At 68.9% G+C, this 22,872-nt stretch carries 22 protein-coding genes; 14 read left to right on the forward strand and 8 right to left on the reverse strand.

Annotated features, from left to right (window positions below; all coding sequences use genetic code 11):
* Positions 1 to 9 precede the first annotated feature (9 nt).
* Genes ACWGID_RS11340 through ACWGID_RS11355 form a run of 4 tightly spaced genes read right to left on the reverse strand, consistent with a single transcriptional unit; the run spans position 10 to position 3,729 of the window.
* Positions 10 to 663: a histidine phosphatase family protein gene (locus tag ACWGID_RS11340; protein ID WP_452196314.1), complete on the reverse strand. Its 654-nt coding sequence runs from the start codon at positions 661 to 663 to the stop codon at positions 10 to 12.
* Positions 664 to 1,713, reverse strand: a complete 1,050-nt coding sequence (locus tag ACWGID_RS11345) for a phosphotransferase family protein (protein ID WP_452196315.1) — start codon at positions 1,711 to 1,713, stop codon at positions 664 to 666. It lies immediately after the preceding gene.
* Positions 1,706 to 2,491, reverse strand: coding sequence for an SDR family oxidoreductase (locus ACWGID_RS11350; protein WP_452196316.1), 786 nt, complete (start codon positions 2,489 to 2,491; stop codon positions 1,706 to 1,708). Before ACWGID_RS11350 ends, ACWGID_RS11345 begins: the two co-directional genes overlap by 8 nt.
* Positions 2,488 to 3,729: an acyl-CoA dehydrogenase family protein gene (locus tag ACWGID_RS11355; RefSeq protein WP_452196317.1), complete on the reverse strand. Its 1,242-nt coding sequence runs from the start codon at positions 3,727 to 3,729 to the stop codon at positions 2,488 to 2,490. Before ACWGID_RS11355 ends, ACWGID_RS11350 begins: the two co-directional genes overlap by 4 nt.
* A gap of 57 nt (positions 3,730 to 3,786) precedes the next feature.
* Between ACWGID_RS11355 and ACWGID_RS11360 the strand changes: the two genes are divergently transcribed.
* Positions 3,787 to 4,374 (forward strand): TetR/AcrR family transcriptional regulator, encoded by a 588-nt coding sequence (locus ACWGID_RS11360; protein ID WP_452196318.1) that lies wholly within the window; start codon positions 3,787 to 3,789, stop codon positions 4,372 to 4,374.
* A gap of 8 nt (positions 4,375 to 4,382) precedes the next feature.
* On the opposite strand, the gene ACWGID_RS11365 is transcribed toward ACWGID_RS11360, so the two are convergent.
* The gene (locus ACWGID_RS11365; protein ID WP_452196319.1) at positions 4,383 to 5,849 is read right to left on the reverse strand and encodes a M81 family metallopeptidase; all 1,467 of its coding nucleotides are present in this window, start codon (positions 5,847 to 5,849) and stop codon (positions 4,383 to 4,385) included.
* A 124-nt stretch (positions 5,850 to 5,973) separates the two neighbouring features.
* On the opposite strand from ACWGID_RS11365, the gene ACWGID_RS11370 reads away from it, so the two are divergent.
* Genes ACWGID_RS11370 through ACWGID_RS11380 form a run of 3 tightly spaced genes read left to right on the forward strand, consistent with a single transcriptional unit; the run spans position 5,974 to position 7,963 of the window.
* Positions 5,974 to 6,384, forward strand: coding sequence for a hypothetical protein (locus tag ACWGID_RS11370; RefSeq protein WP_452196320.1), 411 nt, complete (start codon positions 5,974 to 5,976; stop codon positions 6,382 to 6,384).
* 14 nt (positions 6,385 to 6,398) lie between these two features.
* Positions 6,399 to 6,776 carry a YciI family protein gene (locus tag ACWGID_RS11375; RefSeq protein WP_452196321.1) on the forward strand — a complete coding sequence of 126 codons (378 nt, stop codon included), beginning with the start codon at positions 6,399 to 6,401 and terminating at the stop codon, positions 6,774 to 6,776.
* A gap of 2 nt (positions 6,777 to 6,778) precedes the next feature.
* Positions 6,779 to 7,963, forward strand: a complete 1,185-nt coding sequence (locus ACWGID_RS11380) for an RNA polymerase sigma factor (RefSeq protein WP_452196322.1) — start codon at positions 6,779 to 6,781, stop codon at positions 7,961 to 7,963.
* A 38-nt stretch (positions 7,964 to 8,001) separates the two neighbouring features.
* Here the strand turns inward: ACWGID_RS11380 and ACWGID_RS11385 are convergent, their stop codons facing one another.
* Positions 8,002 to 9,243 (reverse strand): amidase, encoded by a 1,242-nt coding sequence (locus ACWGID_RS11385; protein WP_452196323.1) that lies wholly within the window; start codon positions 9,241 to 9,243, stop codon positions 8,002 to 8,004.
* A gap of 91 nt (positions 9,244 to 9,334) precedes the next feature.
* On the opposite strand from ACWGID_RS11385, the gene ACWGID_RS11390 reads away from it, so the two are divergent.
* Complete coding sequence (locus ACWGID_RS11390) at positions 9,335 to 9,784, forward strand: GNAT family N-acetyltransferase (RefSeq protein ID WP_452196324.1); 450 nt, start codon at positions 9,335 to 9,337, stop codon at positions 9,782 to 9,784.
* On the opposite strand, the gene ACWGID_RS11395 is transcribed toward ACWGID_RS11390, so the two are convergent.
* Positions 9,781 to 10,392, reverse strand: coding sequence for a hypothetical protein (locus ACWGID_RS11395; RefSeq protein WP_452196325.1), 612 nt, complete (start codon positions 10,390 to 10,392; stop codon positions 9,781 to 9,783). The genes ACWGID_RS11390 and ACWGID_RS11395 overlap by 4 nt on opposite strands.
* A gap of 18 nt (positions 10,393 to 10,410) precedes the next feature.
* On the opposite strand from ACWGID_RS11395, the gene ACWGID_RS11400 reads away from it, so the two are divergent.
* Positions 10,411 to 11,172 (forward strand): aminotransferase class IV, encoded by a 762-nt coding sequence (locus ACWGID_RS11400; protein ID WP_452196326.1) that lies wholly within the window; start codon positions 10,411 to 10,413, stop codon positions 11,170 to 11,172.
* Here ACWGID_RS11400 and ACWGID_RS11405 read toward each other — a convergent pair.
* Positions 11,169 to 12,629, reverse strand: coding sequence for a CCA tRNA nucleotidyltransferase (locus tag ACWGID_RS11405; protein WP_452196327.1), 1,461 nt, complete (start codon positions 12,627 to 12,629; stop codon positions 11,169 to 11,171). The genes ACWGID_RS11400 and ACWGID_RS11405 overlap by 4 nt on opposite strands.
* A 24-nt stretch (positions 12,630 to 12,653) precedes the next feature.
* Here ACWGID_RS11405 and ACWGID_RS11410 point away from each other — a divergent pair, with 24 nt between their 5' ends.
* The 8 genes from ACWGID_RS11410 (at position 12,654) to ACWGID_RS11445 (ending at position 22,626) form a co-directional block, all read left to right on the forward strand.
* Positions 12,654 to 14,954, forward strand: a complete 2,301-nt coding sequence (locus ACWGID_RS11410; RefSeq protein WP_452196328.1) for a hypothetical protein — start codon at positions 12,654 to 12,656, stop codon at positions 14,952 to 14,954.
* Positions 14,947 to 16,593 carry a murein biosynthesis integral membrane protein MurJ gene (gene murJ / locus ACWGID_RS11415; protein WP_452196329.1) on the forward strand — a complete coding sequence of 549 codons (1,647 nt, stop codon included), beginning with the start codon at positions 14,947 to 14,949 and terminating at the stop codon, positions 16,591 to 16,593. Before ACWGID_RS11410 ends, murJ begins: the two co-directional genes overlap by 8 nt.
* Before the next feature lie 152 nt (positions 16,594 to 16,745).
* Complete coding sequence (locus ACWGID_RS11420; protein ID WP_452196330.1) at positions 16,746 to 18,398, forward strand: protein kinase family protein; 1,653 nt, start codon at positions 16,746 to 16,748, stop codon at positions 18,396 to 18,398.
* Positions 18,395 to 19,117: an RNA polymerase sigma factor SigM gene (sigM, locus tag ACWGID_RS11425; RefSeq protein WP_452196331.1), complete on the forward strand. Its 723-nt coding sequence runs from the start codon at positions 18,395 to 18,397 to the stop codon at positions 19,115 to 19,117. Before ACWGID_RS11420 ends, sigM begins: the two co-directional genes overlap by 4 nt.
* 124 nt (positions 19,118 to 19,241) lie before the next feature.
* Positions 19,242 to 20,003 (forward strand): anti-sigma factor family protein, encoded by a 762-nt coding sequence (locus tag ACWGID_RS11430; protein WP_452196332.1) that lies wholly within the window; start codon positions 19,242 to 19,244, stop codon positions 20,001 to 20,003.
* 106 nt (positions 20,004 to 20,109) lie between these two features.
* Positions 20,110 to 21,099 (forward strand): thioredoxin-disulfide reductase, encoded by a 990-nt coding sequence (trxB, locus tag ACWGID_RS11435; protein ID WP_452196333.1) that lies wholly within the window; start codon positions 20,110 to 20,112, stop codon positions 21,097 to 21,099.
* A 42-nt stretch (positions 21,100 to 21,141) separates the two neighbouring features.
* Positions 21,142 to 21,459 carry a thioredoxin gene (trxA, locus tag ACWGID_RS11440; RefSeq protein ID WP_452196466.1) on the forward strand — a complete coding sequence of 106 codons (318 nt, stop codon included), beginning with the start codon at positions 21,142 to 21,144 and terminating at the stop codon, positions 21,457 to 21,459.
* Between the two features lie 42 nt (positions 21,460 to 21,501).
* Complete coding sequence (locus ACWGID_RS11445) at positions 21,502 to 22,626, forward strand: N-acetylmuramoyl-L-alanine amidase (protein WP_452196334.1); 1,125 nt, start codon at positions 21,502 to 21,504, stop codon at positions 22,624 to 22,626.
* Positions 22,627 to 22,872 lie beyond the last annotated feature (246 nt).

The raw sequence follows: 22,872 nt of genomic DNA on the forward strand, positions 1-22,872 counted from the left end.
CGGGAGTCCTTATCTGTACGTGAGCAGGTCGGCGCCGAGGTGGACGTGTTCGTTGTAGCTCACCACAGTCAGCCCGCCGCGCCCCGACACCACCTTGGTGATCGCGGTGTTGATCGTCACCGGGTTCAGCTTGGCCCACAGCCCGTCGCCGCCGGACAGCAGCCAGCTCACCACCGCGGCGATCGGCCCGCCGGACGTGAACACGAGCGCGGTCTCGCCCTTCCCGAGCCGTTCCGCGGTACGCCGTACCGCGGACTCGGACCGCTCGCAGAACGCGGTGAACGACTCGGTGTACCCGTCACCACCGTCGATCCAGCGCTGCGTCGCCGCGGTGAACATTTCCTGGAACGCCCGCTGGGGACGACCGCCCTTCGCCAGGTCGGCCACCATCACGGCGTGCCGCTTGTACGCCGGCTTGTGCGCCACGATCACCTCCTGGTGATCGAACTCGTCGTACCCCGGATCGACCTCCGCGGTGAAACCGGCCAGCGACGCGGTCTGCTGATGCCGGCGCATCGAGCCCGACACGACAAGATCCGCCTGCACGTCCGCCAACGTCTGCCCCAGCCGCTCAGCCTGTTGCTCGCCGACAGCAGAGAGCTTGTCGTAGTCGCGCGCGCCGAACGACGCCTGGGCGTGCCGGACCAGATAGATGACGGCCACTCACGCCTGCCGGATGATCTTGCGGCAGCGCCGCTCGAGCAGGTTGACCGGGAGCCAGAAGTTCTTGAACCGCGGGTTCCCGGTCTGCTTGTGGTGGTAGCGGTAGTAGATCTGCTGCGCGATCACCGCCAGCCGGAACAACCCGAACACCTCGTAGAACGCCCAGTTGCCAGGCTCGATCCCCGACCGCTTCGTGTAGTACTCCACGATCTCGGCTCTGGTCAGCATCCCCGGCACATCCGACGGCTGCAGCCGGAACCGGCGGAACGCCCAGTCGTCATCGGCCTGCACCCAGTACGCGAGCGCACTACCGAGATCCATCAACGGATCGCCGAGCGTGGCCAGCTCCCAATCCAGTACGCCGACCACGCGCAGCGGATCGTCCGGCGCGAGGACGACGTTGTCGAGCCGGAAGTCGTTGTGGATCACGCAGGTCCGGACGTCGGCCGGCTGATGCGCGGCGAGCCACGCCATCACGCGTTCGTAGCTCGGCACGTTCCAGGTCTTGGCCTTGCGGTAGCGATCGGACCAGCCGGTGACCTGGCGTTCGACGTACCCGGCGCCCCGGCCGAGGTCGGACAGACCGGCCGCCTCGGGATCGACCGCGTGCAGTTCGGCGAGGGTGTCGATCAGCGTGAAGCCGAGTTGGCGGGTCTGCTCCGCGGTCAGGTCGACGCCCAGCGCGTGATGCCCCGGGATGGTGCCGACGACCCGCTCCATCACGTAGAACTCGGAACCGATCACCGCGTCGTCGTTGCAGTGCGCAACCATCTCGGGGACGTACCGGAAGACCGGCTTCAGGCCCTTCTGGATGCGGAACTCACGACCCATGTCGTGCGCGCTCTTCGCCTTCGTCCCGGCCGGCGGGCGCCGCAGGATCAGCTCGTGGCCGTCGTACCGCAGTAGGTAGGTCAGGTTGGAGGCGCCACCGGAGAACTGCTTGACCTCGGGAAGTCCGGCCGGCAGTTCGGTCCGGGCACGCAGCCAGGTGTCCATCGCGGGCACGTCGAACGCGTCCTCCGCGCGGACCTCCCGCGCGCCATCAACCATCCTGACCCTCGGCGCGCTGCCGGGCCCGCTCGGCGATCTTCCGCATCTGCCGGTCGTACAGCGGCCGCGCGAACTGCTTCGTCCGCCAGGCGATCTGTGCCGGCCGGTCCGGGATGATCAGCCGCTTCTTCTTCTTGATCCCGGCGAGTACGGCGGCCGCGATGTCGTCCGCCGACCGTGGCGACTTCTCGATCAGCTGCCGCGCGGTGGCACCCATCGCGGTGTCCGCGCCGCGGATCGAGTCGGCGAGATTGGTCCGGAAGAACGACGGGCAGACCACCGAGACCGTCACGCCGTACGGCGAGAGCTCGTGCGACAGCGTCTCGGACAGCGCGACCACGCCGGCCTTGACCGCGTTGTACGAGCTCATCATCGGTGGGTGGACCAACCCTGCCGCGGAGGCGGTGTTCACGATGTGTCCGGAGCGCTGCCGTTTGAACAGCGGGGTGAACGCGCGACAGCCGCGGACCACACCCATCAGGTTGATGTCGACGATCCGGTCCCACTCGTCCAGGGTCTCGACGTCGATCCGGCCGCCGGACGCGATGCCCGCGTTGTTCACCAGGATGTCCAGGCCACCCCAGTTCTGCTCGCACCAGGCGACCGCGGCATCCCAGTCCTCCGGCTGACGGACGTCGAGCTTCAGGTACGCCGTACCGCTGTCCGGGCCGTCCGCGGACACGTCGGTGCACAACACTTGGTGGCCCTCAGCAACGAACTGGGCGGCCAGCGCGGCACCGAGCCCACTGGCCGCACCCGTGACGAGGACCCGACTCACTTGCTCTCCTGCGCTGCGGCGAGATACGACGCCAACTCGATCTTGGCGATGACTCCACGATGCACCTCGTCGGGGCCGTCGGCCAGGCGCAACGCGCGGGCGCTCGTCCAGGCGGCCGCCAGCGGGAAGTCGTCCGACAGTCCGCCGCCACCGTGCAACTGGATCGCCATGTCGATGACGTCCTGCGCCATCCGCGGTACGGCGACCTTGATCTGACTGACCTCGCTCAACGCGCCCGCGAGCCCTTGCGTGTCCAGCAGGTACGCCGTCTGCAAGACGAGCAGCCGCGCCTGGTTGATCGCGATCCGTGCGTCCGCGATCCGCTCGCGGTTTCCACCAAGATTGACCAGCGGCTTACCGAACGCCGACCGGCTGGTACCGCGCTCCAGCGCGAGCTCGAGGGCCTTCTCCGCCAGGCCGACCAGGCGTATGCAGTGGTGCACCCGTCCCGGTCCGAGCCGGCCCTGTGCGATCTCGAACGCCCGTCCCGGTCCGACCAGGATGTTCGCGGCGGGCACCCGGACGTCGGTGAACGAAACCTCGCCGTGGCCGTGCGGCTCGTCGTACCGGTGCATCGCGGGGAGCAGCCGCTCGACCTTCACGCCTGGGGTGTCGCGCGGGACGAGGACCATCGTGTGCCGCTCGTACCGGTGCGCGTCAGGATTGGTGAGACCCATGAAAATCAGGAGCTCGCAGTCGGGGTGACCGACGCCGGTGCTCCACCACTTGCGGCCGTTCACCACGACCTCGTCACCGTCGACGACCGCGGTCGCCTCCATGTTGGTGGCGTCCGACGAGGCGACATCCGGTTCGGTCATGCAGAACGCGGAGCGGATCGTGCCGTCCAGCAGCGGTTCCAGCCACTGCTTGCGCTGCTCGTCGTTGCCGTAGCGGAGCAGCACCTCCATGTTCCCGGTGTCCGGCGCGTTGCAGTTGAAGATGTACGGCGCGATGAACGACCGGCCGGTGAGTTCCGCGATCGGGGCGTAATCGAGGTTGCTCAGACCTTCGCCGTACTGCTCGTTGCCCGGCTCGGCGGGCGGCAGGAACAGGTTCCACAGGCCGGCCGCACGGGCCTTCGTCTGCAGTTCCTTGATCATCGGCTGCGGCTGCCAGGGGTCACCGGCGGCCCGGATCGCACTGTGCAGCTCTGCCTCGACCGGCTCGATTTCGTTGCGCAGGAAGGCTTCTACGCGCACGATCAGGTCCTGAGCCCGGGCCGAAGGTTCGAACCCCATCAAGACTCCTCTCCCTCGCCTTGACCGTAGCTCAGCGTCTAAGCAATGCTCAATAGCATGGATCACCGACTGTCAGCGGATGACCGCAAGAAGCAGCTGGTCAAGATCGGCCTGATGATGCTTCGTGACAAGCCGATCCATGAGCTGTCGATCGACGCGATCGCGTCGGAGGCGGGGATCTCCCGCGGCCTGCTCTTCCACTACTTCCCGAGCAAGCGCGATTACTACGTCGCGGTGATCTCCGCGGCCGGCCGGCGCCTGCTGCGGGTCACCAAGCCGGACGAGGAGCTCGCCCCCGAGCAGCAGCTGCGCGAGATGCTGATCCAGTTCGTCGCGTTCATCGCGCGCCGGCGTCCGGCGTACATCTCCTTCGTCCGCGGTGCCGCCGGCGGCGACGACTTCGCCGTCAAGGTGTACGACGAGACGCGCGCGGGCCTCACCAAGCGCGTCCTCACCTACATCGGCACCCCCGAGGTCGCCGACGAACCGACGTCCCGCGAGTACCTCCGGATCCACGCCTGGCTCTCGTACGCCGAGGACCTCGCGATCGAGTGGTCGGGCCTCCCCGAGGACGACCGCCCGTACACCGCCGAATACCTGATCGATCACTCGATCGAGGCCCTCCACCTCCTCCGCAAGCTGTAGCTCCCGCGTCAGTTACCCGAGGCGGGCAGAAGTTCAGGCGTCAGGTCCGGATCCGCCATGTCGGGGTCGAACGGGAACAACGGGCGCAGTACGCCGTGGTGGCCCAGGCGGAGCAGGTCCTGGTCCACGCCGCCGGGGGTCAGCGCCAGCAGCCAGTCGGCCGCGAGGTTGTAGAGCTCGGGCTCCAGGTACCCGATCTTCACGATGACGAGATCCGTCGACGCGGGGTCGAGGCCGAGCAGCGTGAAGTCGGCGATGTGGTGGTACGGCTTGCGGCGGCTGGTGAGGATCGAGTGCAGGCCGCCGACCTGGACGACGGCGGTCGTTCCGCCGACCGGGTCCTCGGAGATCGAGAAGACGGTGCCGGACATCTCGGCGGGGCCTGCCGGTCCGGAGTCGACCTTGCCGCCGGCGGCGACCTGTACGGGATTGCCGACGCCCGCCGCGACACACGCGGCGACGGCTTCGGCGTCGACGATGCTCGCGTGGATGGCAGTCGCCTTACCGGAGGTGAGCTCCTCGATCGTGAGCAGCTCGGCCAGAGTCCAGGACGTGTCGTCGGCGCCCCCGGCGGTCGGGTTGTCGCCGGAGTCGCTGATCAGGAACGGACGCGCCGTGCTCGCGAGACCCGCCTCGACGCACTCGTGCAAGGTTCCAGTGGGCGCGACGAATTCGAACCCGTCGCGAGCCTCCCAGTACAGACGGGCCAGCTCGTTGGCGCGCTCGGTGATCAGCGCCTCGTCGTCACCGGTGACGACGACGGCGGCCCGGCACCGCGGCTCGTCGGCCCACGCATACCCGACCCACACGGCAGCATCCAGTACGCCGGGCTCGTCCGCGATCTCGCCGACGCGGTGATAAATCGACTTCGCCGGCTCCAACCGCGTTGACGTCTTCTCGCCGGGCAGCAGCACCGGCACCTGGATCCACGCCTTCCCCGGCTTCCCCAGCCCCGACCGCAGCCGCTCGACCAGGTTCCGCAGCGCGCGCTCGCGACTCTCCATCGCGTCCTCGTGCGGCGCCATCCGGTAACAGGTGATCAGGTCGACCGCCGTACCGAGCTCGCGGGAGACGTTCCCGTGCAGATCCATCGACGCCGACATCAGGACGTCGGGGCCGAGCACCGTCCGGATCCGGGTGGCGAGGTCCGCCTCGGCGTCCTGGCGGTCGACCACGCTCATCGCCCCGTGGATGTCGAAGAAGAACCCGTCCAGGTCACCGGCGCCTTCGAGGCGAGTGATGATCTCGGCCGAGAGGTCGTCGTACACCTCCGGGAGCACCGCGCCGCCGGGCAGCGACCGCGCGTGCAGCAGCGGGACCCACTCGATGCCCTGCGCCCAGTCCTTCGCGAGGAACTCGTACCGCTCCAGCAGATGGTCCCCACGCCGTACGTCGAAATCCGCGAGGCCGGCGCGGTGCGGCGAGAACGTACTGGACTCGATGGCGATCCCGGCGATGCCAATCCGAAGGTTCATGTCTAAAAGCTGCCACAACCGAGCCGTTTCGCGCACTGCCTTCGGTTCAAATCTGGACAAAGCCAGCTGTCGAAACCCGCCTTCCAGCTTCGAGGTAGCAGCAACCAGAGAGGAAGGAACGGACATGACGAACGAACTGCAGCGACTCGGCCGCCTGGTCGGCACCTGGGAGGTCTCCGGCGGCGCGAGCGGTACGACGACCTTCGAGTGGATGGACGGCGGGCACTTCCTGGTCCAGCGTGGACGGCTCGACCACGACGGTCACGAGGTCCGGATGACCGAGATCATCGGGTACGAGCACCCGTTCGGTGGCGAGCGTGGCACCGAGGTGAAGTCGCGGGTGTACGACGCCGACGGGAACACGCTCGACTACGTGTACGAGCTGTCCGGTGACGAGCTCACCATCTGGGGCGGGTTCAAGGGCTCGCCGGGCCACTTCAAGGGGAGCTTCTCCGCGGACGGCGACCGGCTCACCGGAGACTGGGTGTACCCAGGTGGCGGGTACCACGCAACGATGGTCCGCAGCGCGGCCTGAGGGAGGAGACCGACATGAAGTACCTGATGCTGGCCTACGGGGACCAGTCGGGCTGGGACACGGTGGACGTGAACAGTCCGGAGTTCATCGCGGCGTGCAAGTTCTACGAGGACCTGGCGGCCGAGCTCACCGCGAGCGGGGAGTTGCTCGGGACGGAAGGTCTGGCGCATCCCGCCCTGAGCCGGACGGTACGCCGTACCGACGCCGGGCCCGTCGCGAGTGAGGGACCGTTCGCGGAGTCGAAGGAAGTGCTCGCGAGCTTCGCGATCGTGGACTGCGACAGTCACGACCGGGCGATGGCGATCGCCCACCGGATCGTCGAGGCGGTCGGGGACACGGTCGAGGTCCGGCCGATCATGGCCGGCCCCGAGGACCTGCGGCCGGACAACTGAGCATGGAGGAGCTGTGGCGCAGCCTGACGCCGCAGGTCCTCGGCGCGCTGGTCCGTCGGTACGGGCACTTCGAGACCTGCGAGGACGCGGTCCAGGAAGCGCTGCTGGTCGCGGCAGAGCAGTGGCCGGCGAACGGCGTCCCGGACGAGCCGCGCACATGGCTCATCCGGGTCGCCTCACGCCGGCTGATCGACCTGCTCCGCAACGAGGAGGCGCGACGCCGGCGCGAGGACGTCGTCCGTACGCCGGACCTCGCGCCCGAACCGGTCAGTGGGTACGACGACTCGCTGACCGTCCTGTCCCTGTGCTGCCATCCCGCGCTCCCGGTCGGGTCGCAGATCCCGTTGACGCTGCGGGCCGTCGGCGGTCTGACGACGAGCGAGATCGCGGCGGCGCTGCTCACGCCCGAGGCGACGATCGGGCAGCGGATCAGCCGCGCGAAGCAGAAGCTGCGCGGCCAGCCGTTCCGGCGAGCGGAGCCTGACGGCTGGGATTCGGTCTTGCAGGTTCTGTACCTGATCTTCAACGAGGGGTACACGAGTACCGCGGGTGGGGAGCTCGGCCGGGTGGAACTGGCCCGCGAGGCGATCCGGCTCACGCGGATGCTGCGCGAGCAGTTGCCGGAGGACGGTGAGGTCGCGGGGTTGCTCGCGCTGATGCTGCTGACCGACGCCCGGCGGACGGCGCGGACTACGAGCGACGGCGCGCTGGTTCCGTTGGACGAGCAGAACCGATCGCTGTGGGACCAGGCAGCGATTGCCGAGGGCACCGAGCTGGTCACTTGGGCGATGCGTACGACGCCACTCGGGCCATATCAGTTGCAGGCAGCGATCGCCGCGGTCCACAGCGAGGCACCGACTGCGGCAGACACCGACTGGCGACAGATCCTTGCCCTGTACAACTTGCTGGAGCCGCTGCTCGAGGGTCCGGTCGTCCGCCTGAACCGTGCCGTCGCGACCGCGATGGTCCACGGGCCCGCGGCCGGCCTGTCACTGCTGGACACGCTTTCGGCCGATCCCAGGGCCACTCGTCAGCACCGCTATCACGCCGTCCGAGCCCATCTGCTCGAGCTCCGAGGCGATCACGACGAGGCCGTGGCGACCTACCTGACAGCGGCCAAGCTGACCACCAACACACCTGAGCAGCGCTACCTCCGCAGCCGCGCTAACCGCCTGCGCGCGAACTGACAGGACCTGTCGAGCCGCGGAGTACCAGCAGGCGGGATCTAGCGCTGAGCCTCGATCCAGCACGTCACCGCGGCCGCTTGTTCGTTGCTCGCAGCAATGACCTGGAGACCCACCGGAAGGCTGTCAGCCGGAATCGGCAGGCTGACGGCCGCGTGCCGGGTGAGGTTCGCCAGGCGCGTGTTGTTCAGCAGCTGCTTGCGTACCTCCAGCCCGCCGTCCGCGGTGTCGGCGGCAGTAATAAGGGGTGCGGTAGCAAGGACGGTCGGCAGGAGTACGGCGTCGACCTGCTGCAGCACAGCGTCCACTTCCGCGGTGATGGCTACCGCATGATGCTTCGCGAGCTCGTAGTCGGCCGGCTGCACCTGTGCAGCCTCACGCAGCCGCTGCCGCACATCAGGTTGGTAGCGATCCAGAGAGCGGCCACGGTGGTTGGCCGCTGCCTCCGGACCTTGCACATTGGCGGCGGTGACGAAGCTGTCCGACCAGTCGGGCAACTGCACCTCGACGACGTCAAGGCTCTCTATGAGGGCCGACCACGCACGGCTGACCTCAGGAGTGAGCTGCAGGTACTCCGGGTTCGCTACAACACCCAGGCGGGGCTCCCGAACCTCAAACGCCCCCAGCCCGCCCAGCGCGCTCAGCGCATAGGCCGCATCAGCTGCGGTCCGCGTGAGCACGCCGACGTGGTCAAGGCTCTGCGACAGCGGAAACACCCTGTCGACCGGCAGCGCGTCGTACGTCGGTTTGAACCCGACAACCCCGCACAACGCCGCAGGGATGCGCACCGACCCCGCAGTGTCCGTACCGATCGCCAACGGCACCACACCGGCCGCCACTGCAGCCGCAGACCCCGAACTCGAGCCACCGGTCATCCGCGACGGGTCATGCGGGTTCCGGCACGGTCCGACGCGGTTGGACGTACCGGTGCAGCCGTAGGCGAACTCGTGGGTGTGCGACAGCCCGATCACGATCGCTCCGGCCGCGCGCAGGCGACGTACCACCTCGGCGTCCTGTTGGCCGGTCTCGTCCATCGACGCGGAGCCGCAGCGGTACGGGAGGCCTTCGACCTCGACGATCTCCTTCACGAGCACGGGTACGCCGGCCAGCGCACCGCTCCGGTCATGAGCGGCCGCAGCCTTGCGTGCACCCTCGACATCGAGGTGTACGACGGCATTCAGCGCGGCAGCGTCACTCGCCCGTGCCAACGCATCCTCGACCAGTTCGACCGGGTCGAGTGCACCGGCCCGGACACCTGCGGCGACTGCTTCGAGCGACCTCACGCGCCCATCAGACCATGGATCTCACGCCTCCCCCAGGCGCGAGAGGAAACGGAAACAGGAGCGTCATGCCGTGTTGCTACCGTCCGACGGCATGGTGATCGAGGGAGTGGAACTGCGCGCGGCGACGCCGACCGACCCGGACGTCCTGGCCTTGACCACCGCGCAGCAGGCCGAGCTCGCGGCGATGTACGGCGCGGACCAGCCGCTGGTCGCTCTGCACCCGGACATCGCGTTCACGCTGCTGGCCCTGGACGGAGCGCCGGTCGGCTGTGTCGGCCTGCAACCGGTCTCGCCCGGACTCGGTGAGATCAAACGGATGTACGTCACCCCGTCCGCCCGCGGGTGGGGGCTGTCGCGGGTGTTGCTGGACGCGGTCGAGGCGGCGGCGCGAACGGGCGGGATGACCCGGCTGCGGCTCGAGACCGGGACGAAGCAGGTCGAGGCGATCGCGCTCTACACGAACCACGGGTACGGCCCAACGCCGCCGTACCCGCCGTTCGAGAACGAGGTCGCCTCGCTCTGCTACGCCAAAGACCTCTAGAGGTTCAGGACCAAGTCGTCGCCGTCGCGGTGGAAGCCGAGGTTCTTCAGGTACGGCGTGGACTCGCGCATCCGGGGTGGCGCGAGGACCTGCCGGAAGCCCTGGTCGGTGAACACCTCGCTGCGCCGGTACACGAACTCGCCCGGCGTGAAGTCGCGGTACTTCGGCACCACGTAGTCGAGATCGATCTGCGCCCGGCCGGCGCCCGCGTCGTGCGCGAGGACGACGCCGACGGTGCGGTCACCGTGCTGGACCAGGAACGCGTACGGGCTCGCACCGGCCGTGAAGCCGGGGTTGAACCGCGTGATGTCCTTCTGATGCTGCTCGAGGACATAGCTCAGGTACGCGTCGGACTCGTGCACCGGCAGCACCAGGTACTCCGCCGCGTCGTGCCGGTGCCGCAGCAGCCGCCAGAGGTGCACGACATTGATGACCGCCAGCACCGCGTTCATGCCGACCATCGGCCAGACGCCGACGGCGGCGTTGAAACCGACCAGGATCACGCAACCGATCAGGTTCAGCACCCGCAACCGCAGGATCCGGGTCTGCAGCAACGACACCACGACCAGCGCGGATCCACCCCACCCGATGATGCTCCACACGTCCACGGCGCGAGACTAGTGCTCGTGGACGACTTCCTGTTGCTCGACGGGGCCTTGTTGCGAACTGTCGATCCGGTGTTGCTGCGTGCAACCAGTTTCGGCCATTTCACCTCGCTGCAGGTCCGCGACGGTCAGGTCGACGGCCTCGACCTGCACTTCGAGCGTCTGGACCGCAGTACCCGAGAGGTCTTCGGCGAACCGCTGCCGGCCGAGCGCGTCCGCGCCGATCTCAGGGCCGCGCTGGACCAGGCGCAGTCCGGCGACCCGTCCCTCCGCGTCAACGTCTTCGCCACTCATCGGCTCCACCTGCTCACCCGCGTGGGCGCACCGGTCACCCCGGGCACCCGACCGCTCCGGCTGCGCACCTTCCAGCACGAGCGCGCCGTCCCCCACCTCAAGCACACCGGCACGTTCGACCTCACCTACTACGCGCACCGGGCCGCACACGAGGGGTACGACGATGCGCTCTTCACGACGCGATCCGGCGAGATCTCCGAAGGCTCGATCTGGAACATCTGCTTCGCCCGCGGCCCGCACATCGTCTTCCCGTCGGCTCCCGCGCTCCCCGGCATCCGCCAACAGGTGCTGCAACGCGGCCTGGATTCCTTCGAGACCGTCCCGGTCCCACTCGCCGAGCTCACGACGTACGACGCGGCGTACCTGACGAACTCGATCGACCCGGCGCTACCGGTCGCGTCGATCGACAGCGTGTCGTACGCCGATCACCGCGAGTCGGCCGAGGTGATCGCGAAGGCCTACGCGTCCCAGACCCCGCAAGAGATCTAGGAGCGCTCGGACCACCAGCGGAGCAGTGCCTCGCGGGCTCGCTCCTCGCCCAGCGGTCCTTCGTCGAGGCGCAGGTCCATCAGGAACTTGTACGCCTGGCCGACCTCGCGCCCCGGCGGGATACCGAGGATCTCCATGATCTGGTTGCCGTCCAGGTCGGGGCGGAGCGCGTCGAGCTCCTCCTGCTCCTGCAACCGCGCGATCCGGGCCTCGAGGTCGTCGTACGCGACCCGTAGCGACTCGGCCTTCCGCCGGTTCCGGGTCGTGCAGTCGGCGCGGGTGAGGACGTGCAGGCGCTCCAGCTGGTCGCCGGCATCCCGGACGTAGCGGCGTACGGCGGAATCGGTCCACTCGCCGTCGCCGTACCCGTGGAAGCGCAGGTGCAGCTCGATCAGTTTGCTGACCTGGTCGATCTGCTCGTTGCTGAACCGCAGCGCCTTCATCCGCTTCCGGGCCAGCTTCGCGCCGACCACGTCGTGGTGGTGGAACGTCACCTTCCGTTCACCCTCGAACTTCCGCGTCTTCGGTTTCCCGATGTCGTGGATGAGCGCGGCGAACCGAACGACGAAATCGGGCGTCGGAACAGACAGACGTGTTTCGAGATCGATCGCCTGGTCGAGGACGGTGAGTGAGTGCTGGTACACATCCTTGTGCCGATGGTGCTCGTCCTCCGCGTCCCGCAGCGCGGGCAGCTCCGGCAGCACGTGCTTGGCGAGTCCGGTGGTGACCAGCAGGTCGAGCCCGACCCGCGGGTGGTCGGCGCTGATCAGCTTCTCCAGCTCGTCGCGGACCCGCTCGGCGGACACGATCGTGATCCGGTCGGCCATCGCCTTCATCGCCGTCACCACCGCGGGATCCGGCGTGAACCCGAGCTGCGCCGCGAACCGGGCCGCACGCATCATCCGCAGCGGGTCGTCGGAGAACGAGTCCTCTGGGGTCCCCGGCGTGCGGATCCTCTTGTGCGCGACGTCCTCGATACCGCCGTACAGGTCGACGAACTGCCGCGACGGCAAGCGCACCGCCATCGCGTTCATCGCGAAGTCCCGGCGGGCCAGATCGCCCTCCAGGCTGTCGCCGTAGGCCACCTCCGGTTTGCGCGAGGTGGGATCGTAGGTTTCCGACCTGTAGGTCGTGATTTCCAGGACCCACTCACCCTTACGACAACCGATGGTGCCGAACGCCTTGCCGATGTCCCAGACATGGTCCGCCCAGCCGGACAGCAACCGCTCGATCACGTCCGGGTGCGCTGACGTGGTGAAGTCCAGATCCTTGCTCCCCCGGCCGAGCAGAATGTCCCGGACAGGACCGCCGACCAGGGCGATCTCGTGGCCGGCGTCGGCGAACCGGTGGCCGAGCTCGTCGACCACCGGGGCAAGTTCCAGCAACGCCTGGACGGCTCGCCGCTGCACAGCGGGCAACGATCCGGCGGAGGCTGACTGGTCGGCAAAGGGTGACACGGGGAACTAGGTTACGGTGACGGCGTGTTCAGACGGCGACTGAGGCTCCCCGCGGTGGCGGGCGCCTCCTTGCTGGTTGCTGCTTCGGCAGCGACTCTCGGTGTTCCGGCGAGTGCGGCGCCGGTCGACGAGCCGACCGTCCAGGTCACCATCGACTCGTTCGGACCGGTCGCCCCGAAGCCGAACGACACGGTCACGATCAAGGGCCGGGTGACGAACACCAGTTCGGTGACGTTCGACGACCCGCAAGCGCTTGCCTGTATCGACCGGACCCGGCTGGCCAGCACGGCGGCCATCGACGCGGTCTCCGCCGAGCAGAACATCCCGCTGAACGACCGGGACAGCTGCAAGAACCTGACCAACGACCCGCAGACCTTCCGGCCCTTCGAGCAGCCGCTCGCCCCCAAGCAAACGGTCGAGTTCACGCTCACCGTGCCGTGGAAGGAATGGCGGATCGCCGACGACACCGGCGCGTACGTCGTCGGCGTCACGTTCCGCGGCAAGCCGTCGAACAGCGATCGCGTGATGGCCGGTCGCGCCCGCACGTTGATGCCGGTGCTCGGCCCGCAACCGCTGAAGCGCACGGTCAACACCGCCCTCGTCGTACCGCTGCGGCACCGGCCGACGCAGCTCGGCGGCCAGAACTTCGCGAACGACTCGCTGGCCAGCTCACTCGGACCGAACGGTTCGCTGGGCCGGCTGCTCGCACTCGGCAAGCAGAGCAAGGTGACCTGGCTGGTCGATCCGGCGATGCTCAACGAGGTCCGCCAGATGGCGAAGGGGTACGTCGTCGTCGGCGACAACGGCCAGACCAAGCCGGGCAGCGGACAGGCGACCGCCACCGCCTGGCTGAAGGAGTTCGACGCGAGCCGGACCCGCAACCAGGTCGTACTGCTGCCGTTCGGCGACCCCGACGTGGCCGGACTGCTGGACACCGGCGAACCGCTGCGGCGACTCGTCGCGGAGGCCCGCAAGACCACCTCCGGCTATTTCCTGCCGCCCAGCTTCACCAACGGCCTGTGGCTCGAGGGCGGCGCCGCCGCCAGCCGCTACCTGTCCGAGGCGTCCGGCGGCTTCGCCGGCGTCAGCGACAACGACCTGAACCTGGTCAGCAGCTCCTCCTGGTCCGCCGCCACCCGCCCGGTCCTGACGTCGAACCCGGTGTACGACGTGCTGACGCCAGGAGGCACCAAGAGCGCGGTCCGGACGGTCATCGCGGACTCGTCCCTCACCAACGGCGGCCCGGACCCGGACACCGCCACCAGCCCGCTCCAGGTCCGCCAGCGGTTCGCGGCCGAGACCGCCCTGATCGCCGCGAGCGGCACGGGGAACGCGTCGGTCGTCGTACTCCCGCCGCGCGGCTGGGACAGTGACGGGACGGCCACCGCGGAGCTGGCGCACGACCTGGCGCTGCCGTGGATCAAGGCCACCGACGTCGCCGCGGTCGTGGCGGCCACCCCGAAGCCGCCGACCACCAAGGCGCCGACGGCTCCGCGCAGCAACGGCGTACTCACCGACAACCAGCTGGACGGGATCCGGCAGCTCGACGAGGCGACCAGCACCATGCAGAACCTGCTGGTCGACGAGAACTCGCTGCCGGAAGTGATGACCTACGCCCGGCTGCGCTCGGTGTCGCTGGGCTGGAACGGGTATCCGGAAGAGGCCCGGCACTTCACCGCGATCGAGCTCGGTTCGGTCAACCAGCAGCTCGGCAAGGTGCATTTGGTGAACGCCAGCGTGGACAACGGGCTCCGCAAGGAGATCAAGGTCAACCTGGCGGGCAGCAAGGGCACGTTCCCGCTGACGATCACCAACGACACCGACAAGTCGATCCGGGTCGGCATCGCGGTCACCGCGGCGAACCGGTCCGACCTGAAGATCAAGCAGCTCCCGACCGCGGTCCTCGCGCCGGGACAGAAGTGGACCCCGCGGATCACCGCGAGCGCCGAGCAGAACGGTCTGATCCGGGCCAACGCCCAGGTGATCACCGCGGGCGGCAAGCCGGTCGGCAGGTCCCAGGAGCTGCTGATCCAGGCCAGCCAGTACGGCAGCGTCGGCTGGATCCTGGTCGGCGCCGCCTGCGCCCTGCTGTTCGGTACGTCGCTGGTCCGTATCTACCGCCGGATCCGCAGCGAGCGCCGCAACCCGACCACAGAGACCGCAGAGACCGCAGAGACCGCAGCCGGTGGAGACACCGCCGAGGGCGAGGACGCTCCCGAGACGGCGGAGGCGGCCGGGGACGGCGTACCCGAAGCCACCGCGCCGGAGGCGGCAGCGGCCGAGGACACCACCTTGAAAGAAGGAGTCGGTTCGAAGGATGGCTGACCGCACCCTGCGATCCGCGGCGGTGATGGCAGCCGGAACGGTGCTGTCCCGCCTGCTCGGATTCATCCGGATCGCCCTGCTCGCGGCCGCCATCGGCACCGCGCTGCGCGGCGACATCTTCACCGCCGCGAACACGATCCCGAACAGCCTCTACATCCTGCTGGCCGGTGGCGTCTTCAACACCGTGCTGGTCCCGCAGCTGGTCCGCGCGATCAAGAACCACGACGACGGCGGCCAGGACTTCACCAACCGGGTGCTCACCTTCGGCTTCGTCGTCCTCGCGACCGTCACGGTCGCCTGCGTGCTGCTCGCGCCGGCGATCGCGGAGCTGTACCTGCCGAAGGAGCTGCACGACCCGTCCCGGGTGACCGAGAAGGCGAACATGGTGATGTTCGTCCGGCTCTGCCTGCCGCAGATCTTCTTCTACGGCGCGTTCGTGCTGGTCGGTCAGGTGCTGAACGCGCGCCGCCGGTTCGGCCCGATGATGTGGGCGCCGATCGCGAACAACATCGTCGCCTGCGCGTCGATCGTGATCTTCCTGCTGATCTACCGGGTCGGCGACAACCCCCCGACGTACAGCCACGGTGAGGAGCTGCTGCTCGGACTCGGGCACACGCTCGGGATCGCGATCCAGCTGCTCGTGCTGCTGCCGTACCTGCGGATGAGCGGTCACCGGTACCGGATGAAGTTCGGCCTCCGCGGTACCGGTCTGGGACACACTGCCCGATTGGGCCTCTGGACCGTTCTCTTCGTCGCGGTGAACCAGGTGACGCTGGTCGTCGTCACGCAGCTGGCGATCGCCGGTAGCGCCTCGGACGACCCCGGCGCGAAGGCAGGTCTGTTCGCGTACAGCACCGCGATGCTGATCATCCTGGTGCCGCACGGCATCGTCACGGTCTCGCTCGCGACCGCCGCGCTGCCGCAGATGTCGGCCCTCGCGGCCGACGGCGACACCGCCGAGGTGGGCAGGATGTCCGCCCGGTCGATCCGCCAGACGCTGGCGATCGTGGTCCCGGCGGCGGCCGCGATGATCGCCTTCGCCTACCCGATCGTGACGCTGATCGCCGGGTACGGCTCGGGTAAGAACAACCTGACGCTGATGTCGTACACGCTGATGACGCTGGCGCTCGGCATCGTCCCGTTCACCATCCAGTACTTCCAGCTCCGCACGTTCTACGCCTTCGAGGACACCCGGACACCGTTCTTCCTGCAGTGCGTGATCGCGGCAACCAACATCGCGGCGGCCGTGATCGGGGTCCGGGTGCTGCTCGACCAGGCGCACCTGCGGTTCAGCGGCGTGATGCTCGGCGCGGCGTACGCACTGGCGTACCTGGTCGCCGTCCTGATCTCCCGGCCGGTACTGCGCCGCAGGGTCCCGCGCGTGCCGGGTGCCGGGATCGGTCTGCCGCTGCTCGCGATGGTGATCGCGGCGGTGGCCGGCGCCGGCGCGGGCCGGGTGGTGATCTGGGTGCTGAGCCTGGCGATCGACTGGTCCGGACCGATCGGCGCGCTCCTCGAACTCGTCGTCGCGGCCGTCGTGATGCTGCCGGTGTACGCCGCCGTGTCGCGGGTACTCCGTATCCACGAAGTCAACGACGTGGTGTCCATGGTCACATCGAAGCTGCCGATCGGGCGCTGATCCTGGACGCTTGTGCATTCGTGCACCACTTGTCAGGTCAGGGGGCATGTGTCTCGTCATGAGACGCTCAGCACGCTCAGCGTTTCTTGACGAGGCACTAGCATGGGGGCTGCGATCAGGCCGCTGGGGCATCTAGGAGGGCGAAAGACACCGTGTCGAACCAGACCGTGAGCCCTGGTGCCTTACTGGCCGGGCGCTACCGGATCGCCGAGTTGCTGGCGGAGATCGACGGTGCCCGGGTGTGGCGAGCCGTGGACGAGGTCCTCAGCCGGGCCGTCGTCGTCGACGTGCTGCCGGTCGGCGACCCGCGGACCAACCAGCTCTTCGATGCCGCCCGCCGGGCCGCCGCGGCGAACGATCCGCGTTTCCTCCGGGTGCTCGACTGCGACATGCACGACGGCGTGACGTACTGCGTCCGCGAATGGGCCGGCGGCCGGACCTTGGAGCGAATGCTCGGCAGCGGGCCGCTGACCGGCCAGCAGGCGGGCTGGCTGGCGCGTGAGGTGTCCGAAGCCCTCGAGAACCTGCACCGCACCGGCTTCGCGCACGGCGCGATCAGCCCGGCGACCGTCGTGGTCACCGACGCCGGCGCGATCAAGGTGGTCGGCGTCGCCACCGAGGCGGCGCTGCGCTCGTCCGGCGCGGGTTCACCCGAGGAGGACGTGCACTCGCTCGGCGAGCTGCTGTTCGCGTCGCTGACCGGCCGCTGGCCGGGCCCGGCGCCGGCCTGGGGGCTCCAGCCCGCGCCCGTCGAGCACGGTCGCCTGCTGAGCCCGCGGCAGGTGCGCGCCGGCGTACCACGCTCGCTGGACGACATCTGCGACCGGCTGCTCGGCGACCCGCCGCGGCACCACGCGCCGCCGATCACGAGCGCCGCCGGCCTGTCCGCGGCGCTGTCCGGTGTCGTCGGCAGCTCGCACGAGCCGCCGAACCAGATGGACGAGACCGTTCAGGGCCGGCAGAACGGCAGCATCGACGACGCCACCCAGGTGGTGCCGCAGGCCGCGCCGCCGGCGCTCGACCCGACGCCGCAGCCGGGGTACGACTCGGAGCCGAACGGGTACCGTCCGCCGCAGCCGGCGTACGAACCGTCGACCGACACCCGTCCGGTCCGCCGCCAGCCGGCGCCGCCGAACGGCAACGGCCGGCGCCGCGACGAGCCGAAGCAGAAGGGCGGCTGGGGCGGCCGGATCCTGATCCTGCTCGCCATCCTGGCGCTGCTGTCGGTGATCGCGATGGCGCAGTTCCTGCTCAAGGGCGCGATGAACAACGACCAGGGCAGTGGCGACAGCGGCACCAAGTCGAGCGCACCGCCGCAGACCAGCACCACCCCGTCGGCGACCACCGGCGGCAAGGCGACGATCGCGGGCGCCAAGGACTTCGACCCGGACGGCGACAAGACCGAGCACCCGAAGGACGTCTCGAACACCTACGACGGCGACCCCAGCACGACCTGGACGACGATGTCGTACAGCCGGCCGAACCTGGGTGGCCTGAAGCCGGGCGTCGGGATCATCTACAACCTCGGCGCGAAGACGCCGGTGTCGAGCGTGGCGGTCGGGTTGCAGGGTGACGGCACGAGCGTGCAGCTGATGGTCCCGGTGGGTGACGCGACCAAGTCGCCGAGCACGATCGACGACTGGAAGGCGGTCGCGACCAAGGAGGACCAGCCCGAGGGTACGGTGACCCTTACCCCCTCGGCAGGCACCGAGACGCAGTACGTGCTGGTGTGGCTGACGAAGCTGCCGAAGGACGACGGTGGCAAGTACCGGGGCACCATCTCGGAGGTCACGATCCAGAAATGACCGCTCACGTGGACTCGGGCAATCCGCCGCCCCGGCCGGACGTCCCGCGCATCGGCGCGGACGAACCGGTACCAGGCGCGACGCAGCCTGCCCAGAGCGGTCCGGCCAGCTACGACGAGCTGGACGACCACGAGCTGCTCCGGATGCACGTGGCCGGCAACCCGGACTCGTTCGGGTTCCTGGTCAAGCGGCACCGGGACCGGATGTGGGCAGTCGCGATCCGCACCCTCGGCGAGCCCGAGGAAGCGGCCGACGCGCTGCAGGAGGCGTTCATCTCGGCGTTCCGGCGGGCGGACTCGTTCCGCGGCGACGCCAAGGTGACCACCTGGCTGCACCGGATCGTGGTGAACGCCTGTCTGGACCGGATCCGCCGCCGCCAGGTGCGCGCCGCCGACCCGCTGCCGGAGGACGAGGACCGGGCCGCCGAGCTGGCCGGACCGACCGAGGACGACCCGGCCGAGGTCCGGGAGCGCCGGCTGGACGTGCTGAACGCGCTGAAGCAGATCAACGAGGACCAGCGGGCCGCGCTGGTCCTGGTCGACATGGAGGGCTACTCGATCGAGGAAGCCGCCTCGATCCTGGACTGCGCCCCCGGCACGGTGAAGTCGCGTTGTGCCCGGGGCCGGGCCAAACTGCTCCCGTTGCTGCGCCACTGGCAGACCACCCGAGCGTCCGACGTACCGGAAAAGTCCGCCGCGGAAGCGGTGGGAACCGAATGAGCGGGTACACCGTCGAAGCGAAGTCGCCTGCCTCTGGCGACCGAGAGACTGATGCCTTCGACCGGAGTTCTCTTATGACCACGCTGCTACGGCCGCGCACCCAGCGACGGGAGGCGAGCCCCCGATGACCGAATCCGGTCTGCCGACCAGTGAGCACCTCGAGCACCTGGACACGGACACGATCGCCGACCTGATCGAGAACCTGCTGCCCGCCACCGAGGCGCACAGCGCTCGTGAGCATGTGAAGGCATGCCCCGAGTGCCAGCAGACGTACGACGCGCTGCTGCAACTGTCCTCCGACCTCGCCGAGGAGGGCCGCGAGGACATCCCGATGCCGGCCGACGTCGCCGAGCACCTGGACGCCGTACTGGTGTCGGAGTCGGTGTTGCGCGCGTCCACGGTCGGTGTGCACTCGCTGGCCCAGATCCGCGAGGAGCCACGCCGGCACCTGCCGAAGCTGCTCGGTGCCGCGGCCGGTGTCGTGCTGGTCGCCGCGATCGGCGTCGGCGTCGTGTTCGCCACCAAGGACCAGGCGAACGAGGGCGCCGCGAACACCGACCAGAGCACCCCGCCGACGGACGCGGTGACGACCACCACCGGCAACCTGGCTCAGCAGACGCAGAAGTGGCTCGACCACACGCCGGGCGCGATCCTGCACGGTTCGGCCGGCGAGCAGGCCTGCGCCAACGCGTTCGCCGCCACCCGGGGGAACGCGAGCGTCCGGCTGGTCCAGCCCGCCAAGATCGACGGCCGGCGGGCCACGATCGTCGGCCTGCAGGGCGGGTCGCCCCGCGAGATCCAGATCTTCGCGGTCACCGGATGTGACCAGCCGAGCGGCGTCGCGTCGTCGTTCTACGACACCTCGGTGACCCTGCGCAACCGCTGACACCAGATGCGGTACGGCGGCCCTCTCCTGGGTACCGTGGGAATGGTCGGCCTCTAGGATCCGTTGAGTACGACGTCACTGTCTCGACGACACGAGGAACGCCTGAATGAGCGACTCCACCACAGTTCGCAACGTCATCATCGTCGGCTCCGGCCCGGCGGGTTACACGGCCGCGGTGTACGCCGCGCGCGCCGCGCTGGAGCCGTTGGTCTTCGAAGGCTCCGTCACCGCCGGTGGCGCGCTGATGAACACCACCGAGGTGGAGAACTTCCCCGGCTTCTCGCAGGGCATCATGGGCCCGGCGCTGATGGACGAGATGCGCACCCAGTCCGAGCGGTTCGGCGCCGAACTGGTCCCGGACGACATCGTCAAGGTCGACCTGACCGGCGACATCAAGGTGGTCACCGACTCGGCCGGCACCGAGCACCGCGCCAAGGCCGTGATCCTGGCCATGGGTTCGGGGTACCGCAAGCTCGGCCTGCCGGACGAGGAGCGGATGTCCGGGCACGGTGTGTCCTGGTGTGCGACCTGTGACGGCTTCTTCTTCCGCGACCAGGAGATCGCGGTCGTCGGCGGTGGCGACTCCGCCGTCGAGGAGGCGACCTTCCTGACCAAGTTCGCGAAGAAGGTGCACCTGGTGCACCGCCGCGACGAGCTGCGTGCCTCGAAGATCATGGCGGACCGCGCGTTCGCCAACGACAAGCTGGAGTTCCAGTGGAACTCGGCGGTCGACACGATCCACGGCGAGGACAAGCTGACCCACCTGACGCTGAAGGACACCGTCACCGGCGAGACCCGCGAGCTGCCGGCCACCGGCCTGTTCATCGCGATCGGCCACGACCCGCGCTCGGAGCTGGTCAAGGGCCAGGTCGACCTGGACGACGAGGGCTACGTGCTGGTCAAGCAGGACAGCACCGAGACCAACCTGCGCGGCGTGTTCGCCGCCGGCGACCTGGTGGACCACACCTACCGGCAGGCGATCACCGCGGCCGGCACCGGCTGTGCGGCGGCGCTGGACGCCGAGCGTTACCTGGCCACGCTGGAGGACGCCGCGCACGCGACGGCCGCCGCGGCCACCGAGCCCGTCTCTGTCTGAACCTCACACATCACTGAAGGAGATACGCCCGTGGGCGAGAAGATGAACGCCGTCACCGACGCCGAGTTCGACCAGACCGTGCTGAAGAGCGACAAGCCGGTCCTGGTGGACTTCTGGGCCGAGTGGTGCGGCCCGTGCCGCCAGGTGTCCCCGATCCTCGAGGAGCTGGCGCAGGACCACGGCGACAAGATCACGTTCCTGAAGATGAACGTGGACGAGAACCCGGTCACCCCGAGCAACTACCGGGTCACCGGTATCCCTACCATCAACGTCTACGTGAACGGTGAGCTGGCCAAGTCCATCGTCGGCGCCAAGCCGAAGGCGGCGCTGCTCAAGGAGCTGGCTGACTTCACCGCCTGAGTTGCCTGAGTTGTCAGCCACACCCGCAAGGAGCAAGTCCTGATGGAAACCCCGCACGGCGTGTACCGGATCGGCGACAGCGGTGAGGCGGTCGCCGAGATCGTCGGCAAGCTGCAGAGACTCGGGCTGCTGACCGGCGGTCACGACGTCTACGACGAAGCGACGGCGCATGCTGTCCGGGGGTTCCAACAGCAACGCGGACTGATGATCGACGGGATCGTCGGCCCGCAGACGTACCGTGCGATCGACGACGCGCGCTGGCGGCTGGGTGACCGGCTGCTGACGTACGTCCCGACGCATCCGCTGAGCGGTGACGACGTACTCAGCCTGCAAGCCAAGCTGCAGGAGCTCGGGTTCGCGGTCGCCCGGATCGACGGCATCTTCGCCGCCGACACTCAGCGTGCAGTCACCGAGTTCCAGCGCAACATGGGCCTCCCGGCGGACGGCACCTGCGGCCCGTCGACGTTCAAGGCGCTGCAGCGGATCCGCCCGATGGCGACCGGCGGACGACCGGACGCGCTGCGGGCCCGCGAGGCTGTGCGCGCCGCCGGGCCGCGGCTGTCCGGCAAGACCGTGGTGATCGACCCGGGCCACGGTGGTTTCGACTACGGCTGGGAGGGCTACGGCCTGCGCGAGTCCGACATCGCGTACGACCTGGCCGCCCGGATCGAGGGCCGGCTCGGCGCCACCGGCGTACGGGCGTATCTCTCGCGCGGACGGGATCAGGGGCCGGACGAGCTGGCGCGGGCCGCGTTCGCGAACGAGACCGACGCGAACCTGTGCGTCTCGCTGCACGCCGACGGTTCGATGAACCCGGAGGCGCAGGGCGTCGCGACGTACTTCTACGGCAACGACCTGCACGGGGCCTCGTCGAGTGTCGGCGAGCAGTTCGCCGGCCTGGTGCAGCGCGAGATCGTCGCCCGGACCGACCTGCTGAACTGCCGTACCCACGCCAAGACCTGGGACCTGCTGCGCCGGACCAAGATGCCCGCGGTGCGGCTGGAGATCGGGTACGTCACCAACCCGCACGACTCGGCACGTCTGGCCGACCCGGCGTTCCGGGACGTCATCGCGGAGGCGATCGTCGTCGCCATCCAGCGCGTCTACCTCCCGCCGGAGCAGGACGCCGCCACCGGCATGCTCCGCTTCGGCCAACTCACCGTCTGAGTAGTCAATCAGTAACACCTCGCCTACCCTGGGTTGTGAGAATCCAACCTGGGGGTGGCGATGATCCGGTGGCTCAGCTGTCTCGGTCTGTTGGCAGTGCTCCTCACACCGGCACCGGCTGAGGCCGCCGAAGCCGGTCGGGGGGGGGGCGACACCGACCAGGTCTACGTCGAGTGGGTTTTAAAAAAAATAAGCAGGGGGCGAGTATTTTTGTTTTTTTATGTGTGGGGGGCGGGTGGATATTAT

The sequence above is a fragment of the Kribbella sp. NPDC054772 genome (assembly GCF_053611945.1).